We start from the raw sequence: 15,048 nt of genomic DNA, 5'->3' as shown, positions 1-15,048 counted from the left end.
ATGAAAATAGCAGTCATAGGCTCAGGAATTACAGGTGCAAGTGCAGCCTATCACCTCACAAGGGAAGGTGCAGAGGTAGTTATTATTGATAAGGCACATCAGGGACAGGCAACTGCAGCAGGCGCAGGAATCATTTGCCCGTGGATTTCCCGAGCAGATCACAAAGACTGGTACACCATTGCAAAACGAGGCGCTCTTTATTATCCATCTTTAATAGCGAACCTTAAACAAGATGGCGAAGAGGATTTTGGATATGGCATGGTAGGAGCTCTGGCAGTCAGCAGCAGTTCTGATGAACTGGATGCGATCGAGCAAAGTGTTCGGCAAAAAAAAGCTGAAACCCCTGAGGTTGGAGAGATTACGAGATTAACAGCAGAGGAAGCCCGGGAACTTTATCCGCCGCTCCGTGAGGATCTGCAGGCTATCCATGTTACAGGAGCAGCCAGGCTCGATGGGAGGCTGTTAAGAGACGCCATGCTAAATGGTGCAAAAAAACATGGTGCAGCAATAATTGAAGGTGAAGGTGATCTTGTATTTCAAAATAATAAGGTTACAGGAGTAATAGTGAACGGGGAAGTCATTGCTGCCGATGCAGTTATCGTTACTGCCGGTGCATGGGCTAAAGACTTACTTAACCCGTTAGGCATTGATCTTAAAGTCGAGCCTCAACGTGGGCAAATTGCCCATCTGGAAATAGGCAGTATGGACACCTCCAGCTGGCCGGTTGTCCTTCCGCAAAGCTCACACTACTTAGTGGCTTTCGATCATTCCAAAGTGGTGGTTGGAGCTACCAGGGAAACGGGATCCGGGTTCGACTATCGACTTACAGCGGCAGGTGTGAAAGAAGTTCTGGATGAAGCATTAACAGTGGCACCAGGATTAGCTGAAAGCACACTAAAAGAGGTAAGAATTGGCTTCCGTCCGGCTGGACCTGATATTTTGCCGCTGCTGGGTACGGTTCCAGCTGCAGAGGGGCTGGTTATCGCAACAGGATTAGGGGCATCAGGGCTTACAATGGGACCTTATGTGGGCACCTTGGCTGCAGATCTTGCTTTGAAAAGGGAGATGGAAATAGATCTATCACCTTATGATCCATTAAGAAAAGGCTTGGAAGCAGGAGTAAAGAGAAATTAATAAGCAGAAGCTGCCATACTGTTTTTGTGGCAGCTTATCTCTTTTTCCTATTCCTTCAATCGATCCGGCAATCCCTGAATGGAAGAAACCACAACATCAAGTTTCGCTTCGATCCGGTTCAGCAAAAAAAACGTGACAACGATCGGGAAGCCGAGTTCGCTGATCAATGTAATCATCTGTTCCATGGCAGCTGCTCCTTTCGTGTGAATTTACAATAAGCATTTTAAAAATGGCCGGGTTCCAAAGAATCCGGCCACTGCACCTTAAATTAATTCATAATCAGTTACATTACGCTCAACCAGCCTGACACTATCCGCTGTAATCAAGTCACCGCCATTGCCGTCAAAAGCGTTGGCAGCAATGATTTGTTCCATAGCTGCTTTGACAGCTGCAGGATCAATCGGCTCGATGGGGTTATCGACGGATAATTTCGTTGGCTTGCCCAGTTCTGACAAAAAGGTCATTTCTAATGTTTTAGCCATTATAATTCCCTCCTTTAATTTTTTTGTATTTTAATAGAATGAATTAGCCCAGGATTTCGAAGCTGTCATTTCTGTTCATTTCAGCCAATGGACAGCTGCATAGTCCAGAAATCGCTTGTCCCACTGAGAAAAGCTGGTCTGCTGTTGCCGATTGTTTTACGCTGCTGTAGGTTTTAGATTTGTGAATTGGCTTGCCCTGCTCGTTAAGTCCTGTTTCAAACACTAGACGAAGTTTAGAATCAGTGATAATTGCTTGTGCCATCTTTGTTCACCTCCTTTCACCCTCTATATACGTATTGCGGGGTGATAAGGACAGGGTAAAATAAATTAATCTTCAAAAAAGCGATTATTTTCCATTATAATTCTTAGCTTCTCACGGGCACCATGCCGCCAGTTTTTGACTGCTGACGGGGTGACTTGTTCTTTTTCAGCTATTTCCTTGACAGACATTTGATCACATAAGGTATACTGCAGCCATTTCAGTTGATTGGCAGATAGGAGCCTGCATCTTTTAAGCATCTCGTGTGTATGATCTATGGCGGGGAATGGGGAGGGGTCTTCAATAAGTTCCCAGAATTCATCTTTCGGATAGAAATATTGCTGGCTTTGTTTATTTTGATTGGTTAATTCGTTCATGATTTTTCCTTTTATCATACTGTAAGCATAGGAAAGCAAGGTCCCTTTTTCAGGGTCATGATTTTTCCACGCCTCCCAGAGTGTAATTAATCCCAGCTGGTAGAATTCCTCTTTGTTTTTATAGATGTTCAGGCTATGCATAATTTTATGAATCATCGTCTCATATTGGGCTGCTAACTGTTCAAAACTCTCCATGAATACGGTCCCTTCAAGGAAAGCGCGCTCTCTAAGTATTCCCGGGTAGCTCAAACATAGCGTGTAAACATTATTTTGGCCAATCAAGAAAAAGTGCTGGATCAGTCAGTTAACCCCCGTAACTCTGGAGTTAAGGGGTCTAAGTCCGGAGTTAGGGGGTCTAACTCACGAAAAACCGGGAGTTAGCCTGTTTTTTTTATTATTTGTAAAAAAAATTCATGAAGAAGTCATTTTCTTCAGCTGAAAATCCCATTTTAAACAAATCCTCAAAGTACATTTCTTCAAATTTCTTAGTCAAGATTCCATAGAAATAAGCGACAGGATTAGTAATTGCGCGGGTTTTCATCTTCCCGATCAGCTGCTTAAACGAATGGATGGCTGTAGCCAAAACAGCGTTCAAATTTTGGTCACAATTGTTTTTATATGCTGCAGTGGATGCCATTCTCCAAAACTCCTCAATTTGCTTTGCTTCCGGAAAAAAGTATTTTACAGTGCTGGTGAATGATTCTGGTACACGATCATTTGTATAGGTGTGATCGAGGACGGTATCGTTACGTTTATTTATCTTTTGATTTTTATTAGCTTTAGAAAGATTAATAGTTTTATTAGGGTGGTTCAATTTTTCTTTTTTAGGTGGTTCACTCTTGGGAAAACGATTAAAAAAATACAAATTACTAGACTGGGACCCGTTTTTTCTCTCAGTTTCAAGGACAGTGATAATCCCTAACTCTAAAGCTTTGGCAATCATCCTTTTAAAAGTGGATCGGGAAATGCCACTGCCGTTATATTCGTCGTGAATGGCTTTTAAAACGGTCCCGATTTTAGCATTGGAGACTCTAGGAATTTTCGCAGCAAAACGAACCAGCCTCTTTAAACCAACTAGCTCACCCTTTGAAAAGTTTTTCTTATGGACCGAAAGCCACATCTCCACATGAGCATTAAACTCCTTAAGATTTCTAAATTGGGAATATCCTTCAAAATGCTCAATTCTGCCTGATTTTAAATTCATTTAAATGCACCACCCTTTCACCTTCTAAATACAAATGAAGGGGTGGGGAAGGACAGGGGGTTTTTTGAGGGATTGTGACGGAATCGTGAACGGGGGTGTTTTTTTGAAACTCATGTGGAAAGCATGGAGGCGAAAGAACAAATTTTCATAGAACAAAGTCGCCATATAAGATTTATGACGACGCAGCTTCGTTGGTTCAAAGAAAAATGTACGTCATTTGAGATTCATGTCTACAAAACCTCGGAGGTCCAAGTAAAAACGGTCGCCATAAGAGGTTCATGACGACGAAAAATTGGAGGTCCAAGTAAAAACAGTCGCCATAAGAGGTTCATGACGACGAAACCTCGGAGGTCCAAGTAAAAACGGTCGCCATAAGAGGTCTATGCCGACCAAAATTCGGAGGCATCAGGGAAAACGGTCGCCATAAGAGGTTCCTGACGACGAAATACGGAGGTGCAGATAAAAACGGTTGTCATAAGAGAGATCTATGAAGACGAAACCTCGGAGGTACAAGTAAAAACGGTAGTCATAAGAGGTCTATGCCGACCAAAATTCGAAGGTCCAAGTAAAAACGGTAGTCATAAGAAGTCTATGACGACGAAAATACGGAGGTACAAGTAAAAACGGTCGCCAAAAAAACCATAAAACTAAATTATCATAACTTCTCCGATTTCCTTGACAATGATAATCATTTTCACATAAAATAAATTTTATTAATGATAATCATTATCACTCAATTGGGTTTACATAATAAGAATCTACTCTGAGGAGGGATATAAGTCGATTAAACATTACATTTGCGGCTGGTGCGGTTATATGGCGGATACTGAATCTGATAATAATAACGAAGCCCAATGCCCTTGCTGCGGTTTGGATATTAACGAGGCAGCTGAATATGACATGTAGGAGGGTTGAGAAATGAGTGAGTTTTATATCGCAATAGATCATTTTGATCATCAAATCGATTGCTTTTGTCCGGATGCTGATCATGTGAATATACTACATTTTCAAAAGGGAGATCTAATTGAGGTCACTCCTGAGCGTAAATCTACAATGCTGGGATGGTATGCGCTTGTGGTGATTAATGGACAGCAGGCGTTTTACATGGCTATAGAGGATATTGAGAGATATTTCATGAGTGAATGCATATCATCACAGTTAGATATAGACCTGAAAATCAATTATCTGCAATATAAAATTGATCAGGATCTTGAAGCGGGGGACAAGGACTCTTTTGCGGAGAATAGCAGAAGGCTGAACGAAACCTGCAGCCTGAAAGAGGAATTGGAATATTACATAGCCAAGGCCATCTAAAATGAGTAAAACAGGAATAAAGCTAACGTATCTGAGCGTTAGCTTTATTTATCTTTATTCCGTTTCTATATCCCAATATGCATATAGAAAATTTCCACGCACGAAAACTGGTCGTTTGTTAATTGCCTTTTCTTTTTGATGTAAGGATATGATTAGGGAATAGAAGAATAATTCCGCACGAGGTTTTATAAAGAAAAGCTGCCATCTGCTGGCAGCTTTTCTTATTGGCTAAAATCAGCCCAGTTTATTAAAAATGAGAACGTCCTTTATGACTATTTTCCCGTTTTCGTAAGATAAACCATGCGATTAAGCTCAGAATCAGCAGTAAGCTCTCCAAAGAGAAGATATACCATGGATAGGGACCCAATACGTCAAAGAAACTTGGGGTTTCAGGTTTATGACGCAAAAACCAATAATTTCCTTTCGTTTGGTTGTTAATCAGGAGGATCACCGGCAAGAGCAAATTGATAAATACAATTAGCTTTATGACCGATTGAAATGATGGATAGTAATTTCTAGCCCAAAAAAAATATAAGGCTGCCCATACAACCATCATGTGTGCATAGAAAAAGTGAAAAAAGCGAAAGTGAGGAAAGTCGTATGTTAAAGCTGGAGTAAGTATAGCTTGAGTAGCACCCAATATCGCAATAAAAAATAATAGTTCAAAAATAATCTTTTTCCTGGTCATGAGTAAAAGGATACATAAAATAAGTCCAATATTACACAATTCCAATGGCATGGATCGTCCAAATTTCCAGACTCCATTCTCTAACATCCATACGTGATTCGATATCTCGACCAATATTAAGGAAATGGCTGATCCAACTTCAAACCTTCTCCATCCAGCACCCTTCAGCTTTTTCCGGTATAGAAAAATGGCGGATGATACCAAAAAAAAGATTGCCAATGTAACAAGATGACTGGCTGAAAACATTTCAAAATTGTAATACTTATGACTTTTGCCAAACCACTCCATCCATGCACACCTCATGTCTTTTTAATGAATCAGGCATAAGTTGTGCATCTCTTCTATTTTTTATACAGCTTTTCTGCTCCTTCGAAGATCAAGCTTATTTACAACTGCTAAGTTAACTCATTATGCAGTACATATTTTTTCCCTTTGCTTTTTTTATCACATTAATCAGGAAAAAGGTCACAAAATTAAAATATTCATTGACATTGATAATCATTATCACTTATGATCAATTTAATAATAATTGAAAATCATTATCAATTAGGAGGCTGTGAAATGAAGACTTTCATTGGATATTTAAGTATGTCAGGAAATACAGAAGATATGGCATCCATTCTGAAAAAAGTTCTTGAATCTAAAGGATGTGAAGTGTATATGGATAGCCTGGATTTGACAGATATTCATAGTATCCTTGCCTATGACTGTATTTTCATTGGTGCTTATACATGGGGGGATGGCGATCTTCCTTATGAAGCTGAGGATTTTTTTGAAGAATTGAATGATCACGATTTAACAGGAATACATGCTGCATGCTTTGGTTCTGGTGATCATGCTTATCCAAAATTTTGTGCAGCAGTGGATACGCTTGCTGACAAATTGAGTGAAAGAGGAGCCAATGTTTTTCAGCAAGGGTTAAAAATAGAACTTAACCCTGAAACAGATGAGCAGATTCTTGAGTGTCAGCAATTTGCCGAATCTGCCTATGAATGGATAGTGAAAAATGAGGAGATGGAACATGTTTGATAAGGGCTCCACAGCAGTGCTATCAACCCCAAATCTTCCTTTCATAGTAGCAGTAAAGCAGGCGGGCATTTATTCCTTTGAGGATGGAGACTGGTTCCTTCAGTATGGGTTAACACAAAATATATACAAACTTGTGCAATTAGGTCATTTCATATTCGGAATCGGTGACAATGGCACAATTATCCGATACGATCTGCAGCGAAAAAAATGGAATCAGACCTCATTCCCAACCGCCCGGCGGCTGTGGGATATTACAGGAAACCAGATGGGATATATCGTAACTCATGGCGGCAGCAGCTTATACATATCAACTAATTTTGGTTCTGATTGGTCTGTCTTAAGTCCATTTCAAAATATGTCCCAAAAGCCCCTTATCCGATCTCTGCTATATCATCAGGGGAGCATTTATATTGGAACACAAATCAACTCCCAGAATGGAGGGGTATGGAGATATTATGTTGGAAGCGGGGAATTACAGCTCATAAAAAAAGAAAAGCATTCAATGATTTCCTCCATTTATAGAAATGAAAATGACCTTCTCATCATTGCAAAGGGAAACGCTCGGTCCGGTATGGGAACGATTGAGATTCTGAATCCATTTACAAATAGGTGGAGTGTATGCCAGCAGCCTATCTCAGAAAGAGCTTTCCTGGATATTTTTGAGGCGAATGAAAAAGTATATGCCACGACAAGTCAGGATGAAGACGGTTTTTCAAGAATCTACGAAGTCCATAAGAAAAGCATGTCCCTGATTCCCATTGAAACCGTAGCTGGACATGGATTCAGGGGTGCGGGCTTTAAAGACCAGCTTTTTATCTGTTCACATAGAGAAAGTAAATGGATCACCCACAGATATAACCCAACAGCATTAATTCATTGATAGGAGTGAAGAGGAATGAAAATTGGCGTATTTTATGCAAGTATGTCGGGGAACACAGAAGCCATTGCGGACATAATCGCAGGGGAGCTGAAGGATCAAAATCATGATGTGGATTTAGAAGATTTTATGAGTGTTCAAAGTGCTGCTGAACTACTAAACTATGATCTTACTTTTATTGGATTGTATACATGGGGAGATGGGGACTATCCTGATGAATGTCTCGATGTCATTGAAGAAATCGAACAGCTGGATCTCGAAAATCATCCCTTTGCCATCTTTGGATCAGGAGATACCTCCTACCCTGAATTTTGCGGCGCCCTTGATCACCTTCAAAAACTTATAGAAGAACAAGGGGGAACAGTTGTCGGCAGTCCCCTGAGGATAGAGTTCAATCCGGAACCGGAAGACGAAGAGGAAATAAAAAAGTTTGTCTCTGAAGCTTTGATGTTAAAGGAAACCTGCTGAGTATGGCGACAAGCTTAGAAAGGATGGCCTTAATGAAAAAGAAAACATTTCATAAACTAGTAGAAGAAAACATGAAAAATATCCTAAAAGATAAAGATCAATTGGAAGAAATATATCGAAGGGTTGATGAAAATATTTTGATGGAGACAGAAAAAACAAGAGTTAATCACTAGGAATATTCAGGCTGGAAAAGGAAAGAATTATGCGTTTCTGCAATGCAGGGACGCATATTTTAATGTCGGCAGTCCGTTGTTTATCATTTGGGGAAAACTGTATCTGTGTTATATTTCAAAAAAAATCCCCCCATGGGGAATGAAAGAGTAACTCATTATTTTGATTTTTTCTCATTCGACTTTTCCTTTTGAAGCTTTTCTTTTTCCAGACGTTCAGCATCCTTCTTAAACGCCTCCATCGCTTTGTAAAAAAGGAGAGTCATCGTTTTTTCACCTCCTTACCTGTTTACTTCGTTATCTGAATTCTTTTTACCTCCTTCTATTTTTTGTGAAATCAAAATTTTGACAACTGGCGTTACTTTTAAGTACAAACAGCATCCTTTGAGTAAAAGGAATACTTCGATAAAGGCAGGTGGAATAAAGTGACAAAATTGTCACATCCAAGGGGGGGATTGTAAGGTATTGCGATGGTGATTGTATGCTTTTTTTCATAATGTAAGAGTAAGCTGGATTTTTCATGGGAGGGAAGAGATATGCTGGAATGGGCACAAGATGCACCTATATACATGCAATATACAGTATTATTTTTGCTTGCGGCAGCACCCTGGATGGATGTATCAATTATTGTCCCTCTTGGGATTCTTTGGGGACTATCGCCTATCGGAGTCAGTCTCACTGCATTTACGGGAAATCTTCTGTTAATCCTTTTGCTCGGTGCCTTCTTTAAACAGGTTGAAAGCTTGCGGCAGGCAAGGAAATTAAAAAAGGGCATTACAGAACCAACAAGAAAAGAAAGGCGGTCAAAGGAGATTTGGCAAAAATACGGGATCCCGGGATTAGCATTATTAGCTCCAATCATTGTTGGAACCGATATTGCGGCCATTATTGCTCTGGCATTTGGGGCATCAAAATCGGGAGTGATAAGGTGGATGACCATAAGTTTGGCACTCTGGACTATCATTTTTGCTGTGGGTGCAGTGTATGGATTCAGCTTTTTAAATCTTTTATAAATAAAGTGGCAGGAATTTTTTATTTTGGGTTGAATATGAAGTGGTGTCCGGAAGCTGAAAAAGGGTTTTAAAAGGGGTGATTGTTCTGAGAAGTACAGCAAACTTTACGGATAGGATGAAAATAATCATGAAACATGCCGAACGGGAAGCCGGCTTTTCAGAACAAAAAGTGCTCCATCCAGTTCATCTGTTTATCGCATGCCTGGAAGAAAAGACAGGAGCACTGGGTGAAATTTCTTTGAAAATCAATTTGAATAAACTTTCTTTAAGTGATTTGACTGGGAATATAAATGGCAAAACGCAAAGCGAATTTTTTAGCATGACGGTTACAAAAGAAGTAGTGCAGATTTTTGAATCTGCCTTTAAGTATATGAAAAGGTATAATCAGGTTTATGTTAACGAAGGTCATCTTCTTAAAGCTTTATTAACAGACTCCTCCATAAAACACCATTTATCTGAAGAAGATAAGCATACCATTTTAACCCTTGGAACAACCTCCAGGGACATGATCGCTCACCTTGGCAGATATACCTTCCCTAGGTTAAACTTCCAGACTATTCGTAAAGCAAAAAAAGATGATCAAATCATACTGGGAAACTTTGTTGAAGAGCATTTCTCCAAGGAATGGTCTTATACGATCCGCAGCGGATTCCAGCAAGAGAAGCCTTCCATTTATATTGCGCTTAATCAAAATGATGAAATAATTGGATTCGCAGCATTTGATGTCTACCGGAACAAAAAGGGATATTTCGGCCCTATGGGTGTAGTAAAAACCAGCAGGGTTAAAGGCGTAGGAAATGCATTGCTTCATCACTGCTTAAGAGATATGAAGGAAATAGGATATGAATATGCAATTATTGGAGGAGCAGGGCCAATTGAGTTTTATGAGAAAGCTTGCAGGGCTGTTGTCATTCCTTCTATATAATCTATCAATTACCGGCAGCAGTGGACTGAGTTTATGGAAAGGACCGTTTTCCCCAAAAACTTTAAATGAATTAGAGAATATTGTTGCAATTTGATTTTCATTATTGGTATGATTGTTCTCCGCGCATATTTCATACATAAGAAAATTGATTTCAAAAGGAGCTGATTGTGTGAAGCAGGAATTCATCGAAATTTTCAATGCCAGAGTTAACAACCTGAAAAATATTGATCTGAAGATTCCAAAAGGAAAGATCACAATATTTACAGGTGTCTCCGGTTCAGGCAAATCATCTATCGTGTTTGATACGATTGCCCAGGAGGCAGGCCGCCAGTTAAATGAGACGTACAGCAGTTTTCAGCGGCTTTTTCTTCCGAAATATAGCCGTCCGGAAGCAGATGAAATCAACAATCTTTCTACTGCCGTTGTAGTCGATCAAAAACGGCTCGGCGGAAATGCCCGATCCACACTTGGAACCGCTACAGATATTAATCCTCTTCTTCGCCTGTTATTCTCCCGGTTTGCAGAACCTCATTTAGGTTACAGCAACGTATATTCATTTAATGATCCCAGCGGCATGTGCCCGAAATGTGAAGGGATTGGGAGAATTATTACGCTAAACCTTGATGCTGCTCTTGATAAGGAAAAAAGCTTAAATGAAGGAGCTATTCTGCTTCCGGGGTTTGGACCTGGAACATGGCAATGGAAAGCGTATGCGGAATCCGGATTCTTCGATATAGATAAGAAAATTAATGATTATACAGAAGAAGAATTTAATAAGCTTGTCTATGCAGAGCCGCAAAAAGTAACAGTCAGTTATATGAATAATGATATGAATGCAACCTATGAGGGCCTGGCAGTCAAATTTATGCGGCAGCATGTAAAGAGGGACAAAGAGACTTCAAAATCAGGCGAGAAGCTCCTAAAGAACTTCAGCACCATGACGGAATGCCCTTCCTGCGGAGGAAAACGCTACAATGAGAAGGTGCTTTCATCCACAATCAAAGGCTATTCCATTTTTGACTTGACGTCCATGCAATTGGATCAGCTAATCGAAACCCTTCCCCAGGTTACATCACCGGAAGCTAAGCCAATCGCTGACGGGATCATGGAACGATTGGAAAACCTTTGTGACATTGGGCTCGGCTATATGGATTTGACAAGGGAAACGCCAACACTATCGGGCGGTGAATCCCAAAGGGTGAAAATGGTCAAATATTTATCCAGTAACTTAACCGGTCTTATGTACATATTTGATGAACCCAGCACCGGCCTGCATCCGCGGGATGTCCACCGGTTAAATGAATTGCTGGTTCGGCTGCGTGACAGGGGCAATACCGTACTAGTTGTGGAGCATGATCCAGATGTCATCCAAATAGCCGATTATATTGTTGATGTTGGGCCTCAAGCCGGAACACACGGGGGAGAGATTATGTATACCGGCAGTTATCAGGATTTCTTATCTTCTGACACATTGACTGCCAATTATTTAAACCGAAGTGCAGAGATCAACGCCAATCCGAGACCGGTTTCCGAGTTTATGGAAAGCAGGAAAAGCACCCTTCACAATTTGAAGAATGTGAGTCTTTCAGTTCCAAAAGGGATTTTTACTGTTATTACAGGTGTAGCTGGTTCCGGGAAAAGCACACTTGTGAACGAAGTGTTTGCGAAAGATTTTCCGGAGGCAATCCGTATTGATCAAAGCCCGGTCCACGCGAACATACGGTCCAATCCGGCAACTTTCACTGGCATTATGAATTCGATTCGCAAGTCTTTTTCAGATGCCAATGGAGTGGAGAGCGGATTATTCAGCTATAATTCGACCGGGGGCTGTCCGTCATGCGGAGGCACTGGGACGGTTGAAATCAATTTATCCTTTATGGATACAATGGAAGTCGAATGCAGCGAATGTTATGGAAGCCGTTTTAGGCAGGACGTGCTCCAATACCTATATAAGGGAAAAAATATTGTTGAAATCATGGAGATGTCTGTAGCGGATGCTGTAGAGTTCTTTGATGCAAAAGATGTTCAGAAAAAACTCAAAGCACTGGAAACTGTCGGTCTTGGCTATTTGACATTGGGACAGCCTCTGACCACCTTGTCAGGTGGCGAATGTCAAAGGCTTAAGCTTGCAAAGGAACTGAATACTAAAGGAAACATTTATATACTTGATGAACCAACTACTGGATTGCATATGTCCGATGTCGCTAATATTCTGGAAATCATTAATAAATTGGTGGAAAAGGGTAATACCGTTATAGTCATTGAACATAATCTGGATGTTATCCGCAAAAGTGATTGGATCGTTGACTTGGGTCCGGATGGAGGTGCTGGAGGCGGTGAAGTCCTGTATGAAGGACCGCCAGCAGGAATTTTGGAATGTGAACGTTCGGTTACTGCTCGGCATCTGTAATGGAATAAGGATAAGACACCAAATGGCCTTGGAATTTATTCAATGGCCATTTTCTTTACTTCTTAAGTGGAGGTGATTACTATGGAGGAACTATTAAAAGACCTGAAAGCAGCAGGTGTACACAGTATAAAAAGTGATTCCGAAATTATTATGGAAATCTTTCAAGATGAACTAAGAAGTCCTAATAAAGTAGATTATTTAATAAATAGGCTTCTTACCCTGGATAAGAGCAGAATTGAAAAAGTAAAGATTGAGTGCCCTCAAGGAATTTTGGATAAATTAGTTGTCACTCGAGGAAAAATGAAAGTGATTGGTGAAAGACTTATTTTTAAAAAGCAGTTTGCAGAATGTGAGAATAAAAAGGTCCCTCCTTATGAAGTTTGGCCGCTCCTTAACAAAAGTTCCATTACTTTCTTATCTGAGGTTATGAATTTTACTTATGAACAAACTGAGAAGTTTTTAAAGAGCATGAAAACAGAGCTCCCTGAACAAGCAGATAAAATGTTTACGGTTTATACGGTTCATTCTGAACCGGCAGGAGTCGTTTTTCCTCATTTGGAACCTGGCCGGGATCGGGAAGGAAGGATGTTTTGGATCGGCATCCACCCTGATTTTAAGGGTAAAGGGTATGGTAAGAACCTGCATTTAATTGGACTCCATAGATTGCAGCATGATTTTAAAGCTGAAACATATCTCGGGGTAACCCGGGCCGATAATGCTGCCATGAGAAAAGTAATGGAAGCAAATGGATGTCTTCAGGAGAGTAATTCTGTCTTTTCCTTAGAGTATTCTTTTTCTGGATAATCAAGAATGATGTATGAAAACACGGTTGGAGAGAATAGAACAATGAAAAGAGCAGCAGCCATTTTTATCTTAATAATAGTATTGTTATTGCTTTGGCTGATAGGGATATTAAGTCAGCAGGCTCAGGTTAATGAGGGAGCGGCAACTTTGGAAGGAACAATCGTTATGAAAGAAAATATCATACTGCTTATTGAAGATAAAGGATTTACGTTGGCAGATGCAGAAACACAATCCGTCAATGAATTAATAGGAAATTATAAATCTGTGTATAAATTGAATAATGCTGTTTTGAGTGGAATAAAGAGTGGAGATATGGTGGAAATCTGGTACACAGAAATACTGGAATCCTTCCCGGCACAAATCAATGTGATAAAAATAAAGAAATTGTAAACTGGCTTTTTCATTACACTGGAGCTCATTTTTATTTTTGCCGTTTTCAGCAAGTATATATTCCGGTGGGTAAAAAGCGTCATCGTTGCCTGATGTATAGTGGTTTCCTATTATTTTATTACTGTAATAAACAGAATTGACGAGGAATTAATTCAGGTTGGGTTGACACAATCACGAAACTTAAAAGAATGTCCCATACACATCTGGGACATTCTTTTAATCTTTCAAAATTTGTTTATTATCCGATCAGGCAGTCTATTTATTCAGGTTTTCCTGCAGATCCGAGTTCAGAAAGTTTTCTGTGGCATAAGCTGAAGCCCCAAGTGCTGTTGAGTAGATCGATAAATCTGCAAATGTAATGTTTACGTTTTCCTGATTGAATCTTAAGGAATGAGTCTTGACAACTTCCATTATTGAATCCAGTAATAATTCTTTGGCGATTGCTAAGCGATTTCCGATAATGATTTGCTCGGGGTTGAATGTATTAATGATATTGTTTATGCCAATGCCAAGGCATCGGCCGATTTGATGGAACAGATCCTTTACTTCCTCATCTTCTTCGGCCATTTCAACTAATGACTCCAGGTTCAAATTATCCCGTTTTAAGTATGATTCAATATTCTTTGCCTGGTTTAGCAATGCCTGTTCAGAAGCGTACAATTCCCAGCAGCCTTTGCTGCCGCATCTGCATTCTTTTCCATCTATATCGATCACCATATGGCCCATTTCACCGGAGAATCCTTCAGCGCCACGGTAAAGGCTGTTTTGTAAAATAAAGCCGACTCCAATGCCAATTCCAGCGCTAACATAGATGAGATTCTCAAAGTTTTTCCCGGCTCCGAAACGCTTTTCCCCGTATGCTCCGGCGTTCGCTTCGTTGTCGATAATAACGGGAAGGTGAAACTCTGTCTCAATTTCTGCCTTTAAATGGATATCTGTCCAGCCCAGATTAGGTGCCAGCAGGATATTGCTGCCTTCCTTATTTACAATTCCCGGCACTCCAATACCGATTCCAATCACGCCATAGGGGCTCTCAGGGGTTGAGTCCAATAAGGATTGGATAACTTCTTTTATGACAAGAATGGTTTCTTCATACCTCATGCTATTCATATGCTTCAAATGTTCGCTCACAATATTCCCCGATAAATCAGTCATGACACCTAAAATATAGTTAACCCCTAAATCAATTCCAATGGCATATCCTGCTTGTTCATTAAAGAGCAGCATCACAGGCCGCCGTCCTCCGCTCGATTTGCCCGGTCCTGTTTCGGAACAGATTTGTTCTTCTATCAGCTCGTTGACTAAAGAGGAAACAGTTCCTTTAGTCAGTCCCAAATGCTGTGAGATATCAGCCCGGGAGATAGGGGATTGGTCGATGATCGTCTGCAGAACGCGTGATTTGTTTTTCATTTTTACCAGCTGCTGATTCCAAGTCATTATCTTTCTCCTCAAATCCTCAATTTCTTTGTCTATTACAATCATATTCCATTTATACCATAATTAA

At 40.3% G+C, this 15,048-nt stretch carries 18 protein-coding genes; 11 read left to right on the top strand and 7 right to left on the bottom strand.

The features are described 5' to 3' along the window. On the top strand, positions 1-1,134 hold the full coding sequence (locus tag AC0VZ9_RS14970; protein ID WP_071159271.1) for an NAD(P)/FAD-dependent oxidoreductase: 1,134 nt from the start codon (positions 1-3) through the stop codon (positions 1,132-1,134). 47 nt (positions 1,135-1,181) lie between these two features. Here the strand turns inward: AC0VZ9_RS14970 and AC0VZ9_RS14965 are convergent, their stop codons facing one another. From AC0VZ9_RS14965 to AC0VZ9_RS14945, 5 genes are all read right to left on the bottom strand, one after another. Continuing rightward, a complete protein-coding gene (locus AC0VZ9_RS14965) occupies positions 1,182-1,319 on the bottom strand; it encodes a YvrJ family protein (RefSeq protein ID WP_019383447.1) in 138 nt (45 codons plus the stop codon). Positions 1,320-1,397: 78 nt separating this feature from the next. Further along, positions 1,398-1,616 (bottom strand): DUF2922 domain-containing protein, encoded by a 219-nt coding sequence (locus AC0VZ9_RS14960; protein WP_009334227.1) that lies wholly within the window; start codon positions 1,614-1,616, stop codon positions 1,398-1,400. Between the two features lie 43 nt (positions 1,617-1,659). Next, complete coding sequence (locus tag AC0VZ9_RS14955; RefSeq protein ID WP_192908693.1) at positions 1,660-1,878, bottom strand: DUF1659 domain-containing protein; 219 nt, start codon at positions 1,876-1,878, stop codon at positions 1,660-1,662. 65 nt (positions 1,879-1,943) lie between these two features. After that, positions 1,944-2,447 carry a sigma-70 family RNA polymerase sigma factor gene (locus AC0VZ9_RS14950; RefSeq protein ID WP_019383448.1) on the bottom strand — a complete coding sequence of 168 codons (504 nt, stop codon included), beginning with the start codon at positions 2,445-2,447 and terminating at the stop codon, positions 1,944-1,946. Positions 2,448-2,646: 199 nt separating this feature from the next. Next, complete coding sequence (locus AC0VZ9_RS14945; RefSeq protein WP_475396383.1) at positions 2,647-3,456, bottom strand: hypothetical protein; 810 nt, start codon at positions 3,454-3,456, stop codon at positions 2,647-2,649. A 918-nt stretch (positions 3,457-4,374) separates the two neighbouring features. Here AC0VZ9_RS14945 and AC0VZ9_RS14940 point away from each other — a divergent pair. Further along, positions 4,375-4,770: a hypothetical protein gene (locus AC0VZ9_RS14940; RefSeq protein WP_475396382.1), complete on the top strand. Its 396-nt coding sequence runs from the start codon at positions 4,375-4,377 to the stop codon at positions 4,768-4,770. Positions 4,771-5,017: 247 nt separating this feature from the next. Here the strand turns inward: AC0VZ9_RS14940 and AC0VZ9_RS14935 are convergent, their stop codons facing one another. Further along, positions 5,018-5,746, bottom strand: a complete 729-nt coding sequence (locus AC0VZ9_RS14935; protein ID WP_009334232.1) for a YwaF family protein — start codon at positions 5,744-5,746, stop codon at positions 5,018-5,020. Between the two features lie 273 nt (positions 5,747-6,019). On the opposite strand from AC0VZ9_RS14935, the gene AC0VZ9_RS14930 reads away from it, so the two are divergent. The 9 genes from AC0VZ9_RS14930 to AC0VZ9_RS14890 all read left to right on the top strand — a co-directional run bounded on the left by AC0VZ9_RS14930 (position 6,020) and on the right by AC0VZ9_RS14890 (position 13,544). Beyond that, positions 6,020-6,487, top strand: coding sequence for a flavodoxin (locus AC0VZ9_RS14930; RefSeq protein WP_475396381.1), 468 nt, complete (start codon positions 6,020-6,022; stop codon positions 6,485-6,487). Then, a complete protein-coding gene (locus tag AC0VZ9_RS14925; protein ID WP_071157675.1) occupies positions 6,480-7,367 on the top strand; it encodes a hypothetical protein in 888 nt (295 codons plus the stop codon). The genes AC0VZ9_RS14930 and AC0VZ9_RS14925 overlap by 8 nt, the downstream gene beginning before the upstream one ends. Positions 7,368-7,382: 15 nt before the next feature. Continuing rightward, entirely contained in the window at positions 7,383-7,832 is a 450-nt protein-coding gene (locus tag AC0VZ9_RS14920; protein ID WP_019381255.1) for a flavodoxin, read from the top strand. A 32-nt stretch (positions 7,833-7,864) separates the two neighbouring features. Continuing rightward, a complete protein-coding gene (locus AC0VZ9_RS14915) occupies positions 7,865-8,005 on the top strand; it encodes an FbpB family small basic protein (protein WP_157380234.1) in 141 nt (46 codons plus the stop codon). A 533-nt stretch (positions 8,006-8,538) separates the two neighbouring features. Further along, positions 8,539-9,015: a small multi-drug export protein gene (locus tag AC0VZ9_RS14910; protein ID WP_009334237.1), complete on the top strand. Its 477-nt coding sequence runs from the start codon at positions 8,539-8,541 to the stop codon at positions 9,013-9,015. A gap of 76 nt (positions 9,016-9,091) precedes the next feature. Continuing rightward, entirely contained in the window at positions 9,092-9,940 is an 849-nt protein-coding gene (locus tag AC0VZ9_RS14905) for a GNAT family N-acetyltransferase (RefSeq protein ID WP_009334238.1), read from the top strand. A 169-nt stretch (positions 9,941-10,109) separates the two neighbouring features. Continuing rightward, entirely contained in the window at positions 10,110-12,350 is a 2,241-nt protein-coding gene (locus tag AC0VZ9_RS14900; RefSeq protein ID WP_251265017.1) for an ATP-binding cassette domain-containing protein, read from the top strand. 81 nt (positions 12,351-12,431) lie between these two features. Beyond that, entirely contained in the window at positions 12,432-13,154 is a 723-nt protein-coding gene (locus AC0VZ9_RS14895; protein ID WP_009334240.1) for a GNAT family N-acetyltransferase, read from the top strand. Positions 13,155-13,160: 6 nt separating this feature from the next. Beyond that, positions 13,161-13,544, top strand: a complete 384-nt coding sequence (locus AC0VZ9_RS14890) for a DUF3221 domain-containing protein (protein ID WP_226280731.1) — start codon at positions 13,161-13,163, stop codon at positions 13,542-13,544. 255 nt (positions 13,545-13,799) lie between these two features. Here the strand turns inward: AC0VZ9_RS14890 and AC0VZ9_RS14885 are convergent, their stop codons facing one another. Then, entirely contained in the window at positions 13,800-14,981 is a 1,182-nt protein-coding gene (locus AC0VZ9_RS14885; RefSeq protein ID WP_475396380.1) for an ROK family protein, read from the bottom strand. Positions 14,982-15,048 lie beyond the last annotated feature (67 nt).

This window comes from Cytobacillus sp. QJM3NY_8 (assembly GCF_056173585.1).
Note: the sequence above shows the minus strand (reverse complement) of the source record. Positions and strands in the feature narration are given on the sequence as shown.

What these genes read in the sequence shown, in the direction of transcription:
- AC0VZ9_RS14970 (WP_071159271.1), top strand. Translation starts at nt 1, where the DNA reads ATGAAAATAGCAGTCATAGGCTCAGGAATTACAGGTGCAAGTGCAGCC.
- AC0VZ9_RS14965 (WP_019383447.1), bottom strand. Translation starts at nt 1,319, where the DNA reads ATGGAACAGATGATTACATTGATCAGCGAACTCGGCTTCCCGATCGTT.
- AC0VZ9_RS14960 (WP_009334227.1), bottom strand. Translation starts at nt 1,616, where the DNA reads ATGGCTAAAACATTAGAAATGACCTTTTTGTCAGAACTGGGCAAGCCA.
- AC0VZ9_RS14955 (WP_192908693.1), bottom strand. Translation starts at nt 1,878, where the DNA reads ATGGCACAAGCAATTATCACTGATTCTAAACTTCGTCTAGTGTTTGAA.
- AC0VZ9_RS14950 (WP_019383448.1), bottom strand. Translation starts at nt 2,447, where the DNA reads ATGGAGAGTTTTGAACAGTTAGCAGCCCAATATGAGACGATGATTCAT.
- AC0VZ9_RS14945 (WP_475396383.1), bottom strand. Translation starts at nt 3,456, where the DNA reads ATGAATTTAAAATCAGGCAGAATTGAGCATTTTGAAGGATATTCCCAA.
- AC0VZ9_RS14940 (WP_475396382.1), top strand. Translation starts at nt 4,375, where the DNA reads ATGAGTGAGTTTTATATCGCAATAGATCATTTTGATCATCAAATCGAT.
- AC0VZ9_RS14935 (WP_009334232.1), bottom strand. Translation starts at nt 5,746, where the DNA reads ATGGAGTGGTTTGGCAAAAGTCATAAGTATTACAATTTTGAAATGTTT.
- AC0VZ9_RS14930 (WP_475396381.1), top strand. Translation starts at nt 6,020, where the DNA reads ATGAAGACTTTCATTGGATATTTAAGTATGTCAGGAAATACAGAAGAT.
- AC0VZ9_RS14925 (WP_071157675.1), top strand. Translation starts at nt 6,480, where the DNA reads ATGTTTGATAAGGGCTCCACAGCAGTGCTATCAACCCCAAATCTTCCT.
- AC0VZ9_RS14920 (WP_019381255.1), top strand. Translation starts at nt 7,383, where the DNA reads ATGAAAATTGGCGTATTTTATGCAAGTATGTCGGGGAACACAGAAGCC.
- AC0VZ9_RS14915 (WP_157380234.1), top strand. Translation starts at nt 7,865, where the DNA reads ATGAAAAAGAAAACATTTCATAAACTAGTAGAAGAAAACATGAAAAAT.
- AC0VZ9_RS14910 (WP_009334237.1), top strand. Translation starts at nt 8,539, where the DNA reads ATGCTGGAATGGGCACAAGATGCACCTATATACATGCAATATACAGTA.
- AC0VZ9_RS14895 (WP_009334240.1), top strand. Translation starts at nt 12,432, where the DNA reads ATGGAGGAACTATTAAAAGACCTGAAAGCAGCAGGTGTACACAGTATA.
- AC0VZ9_RS14890 (WP_226280731.1), top strand. Translation starts at nt 13,161, where the DNA reads ATGATGTATGAAAACACGGTTGGAGAGAATAGAACAATGAAAAGAGCA.
- AC0VZ9_RS14885 (WP_475396380.1), bottom strand. Translation starts at nt 14,981, where the DNA reads ATGACTTGGAATCAGCAGCTGGTAAAAATGAAAAACAAATCACGCGTT.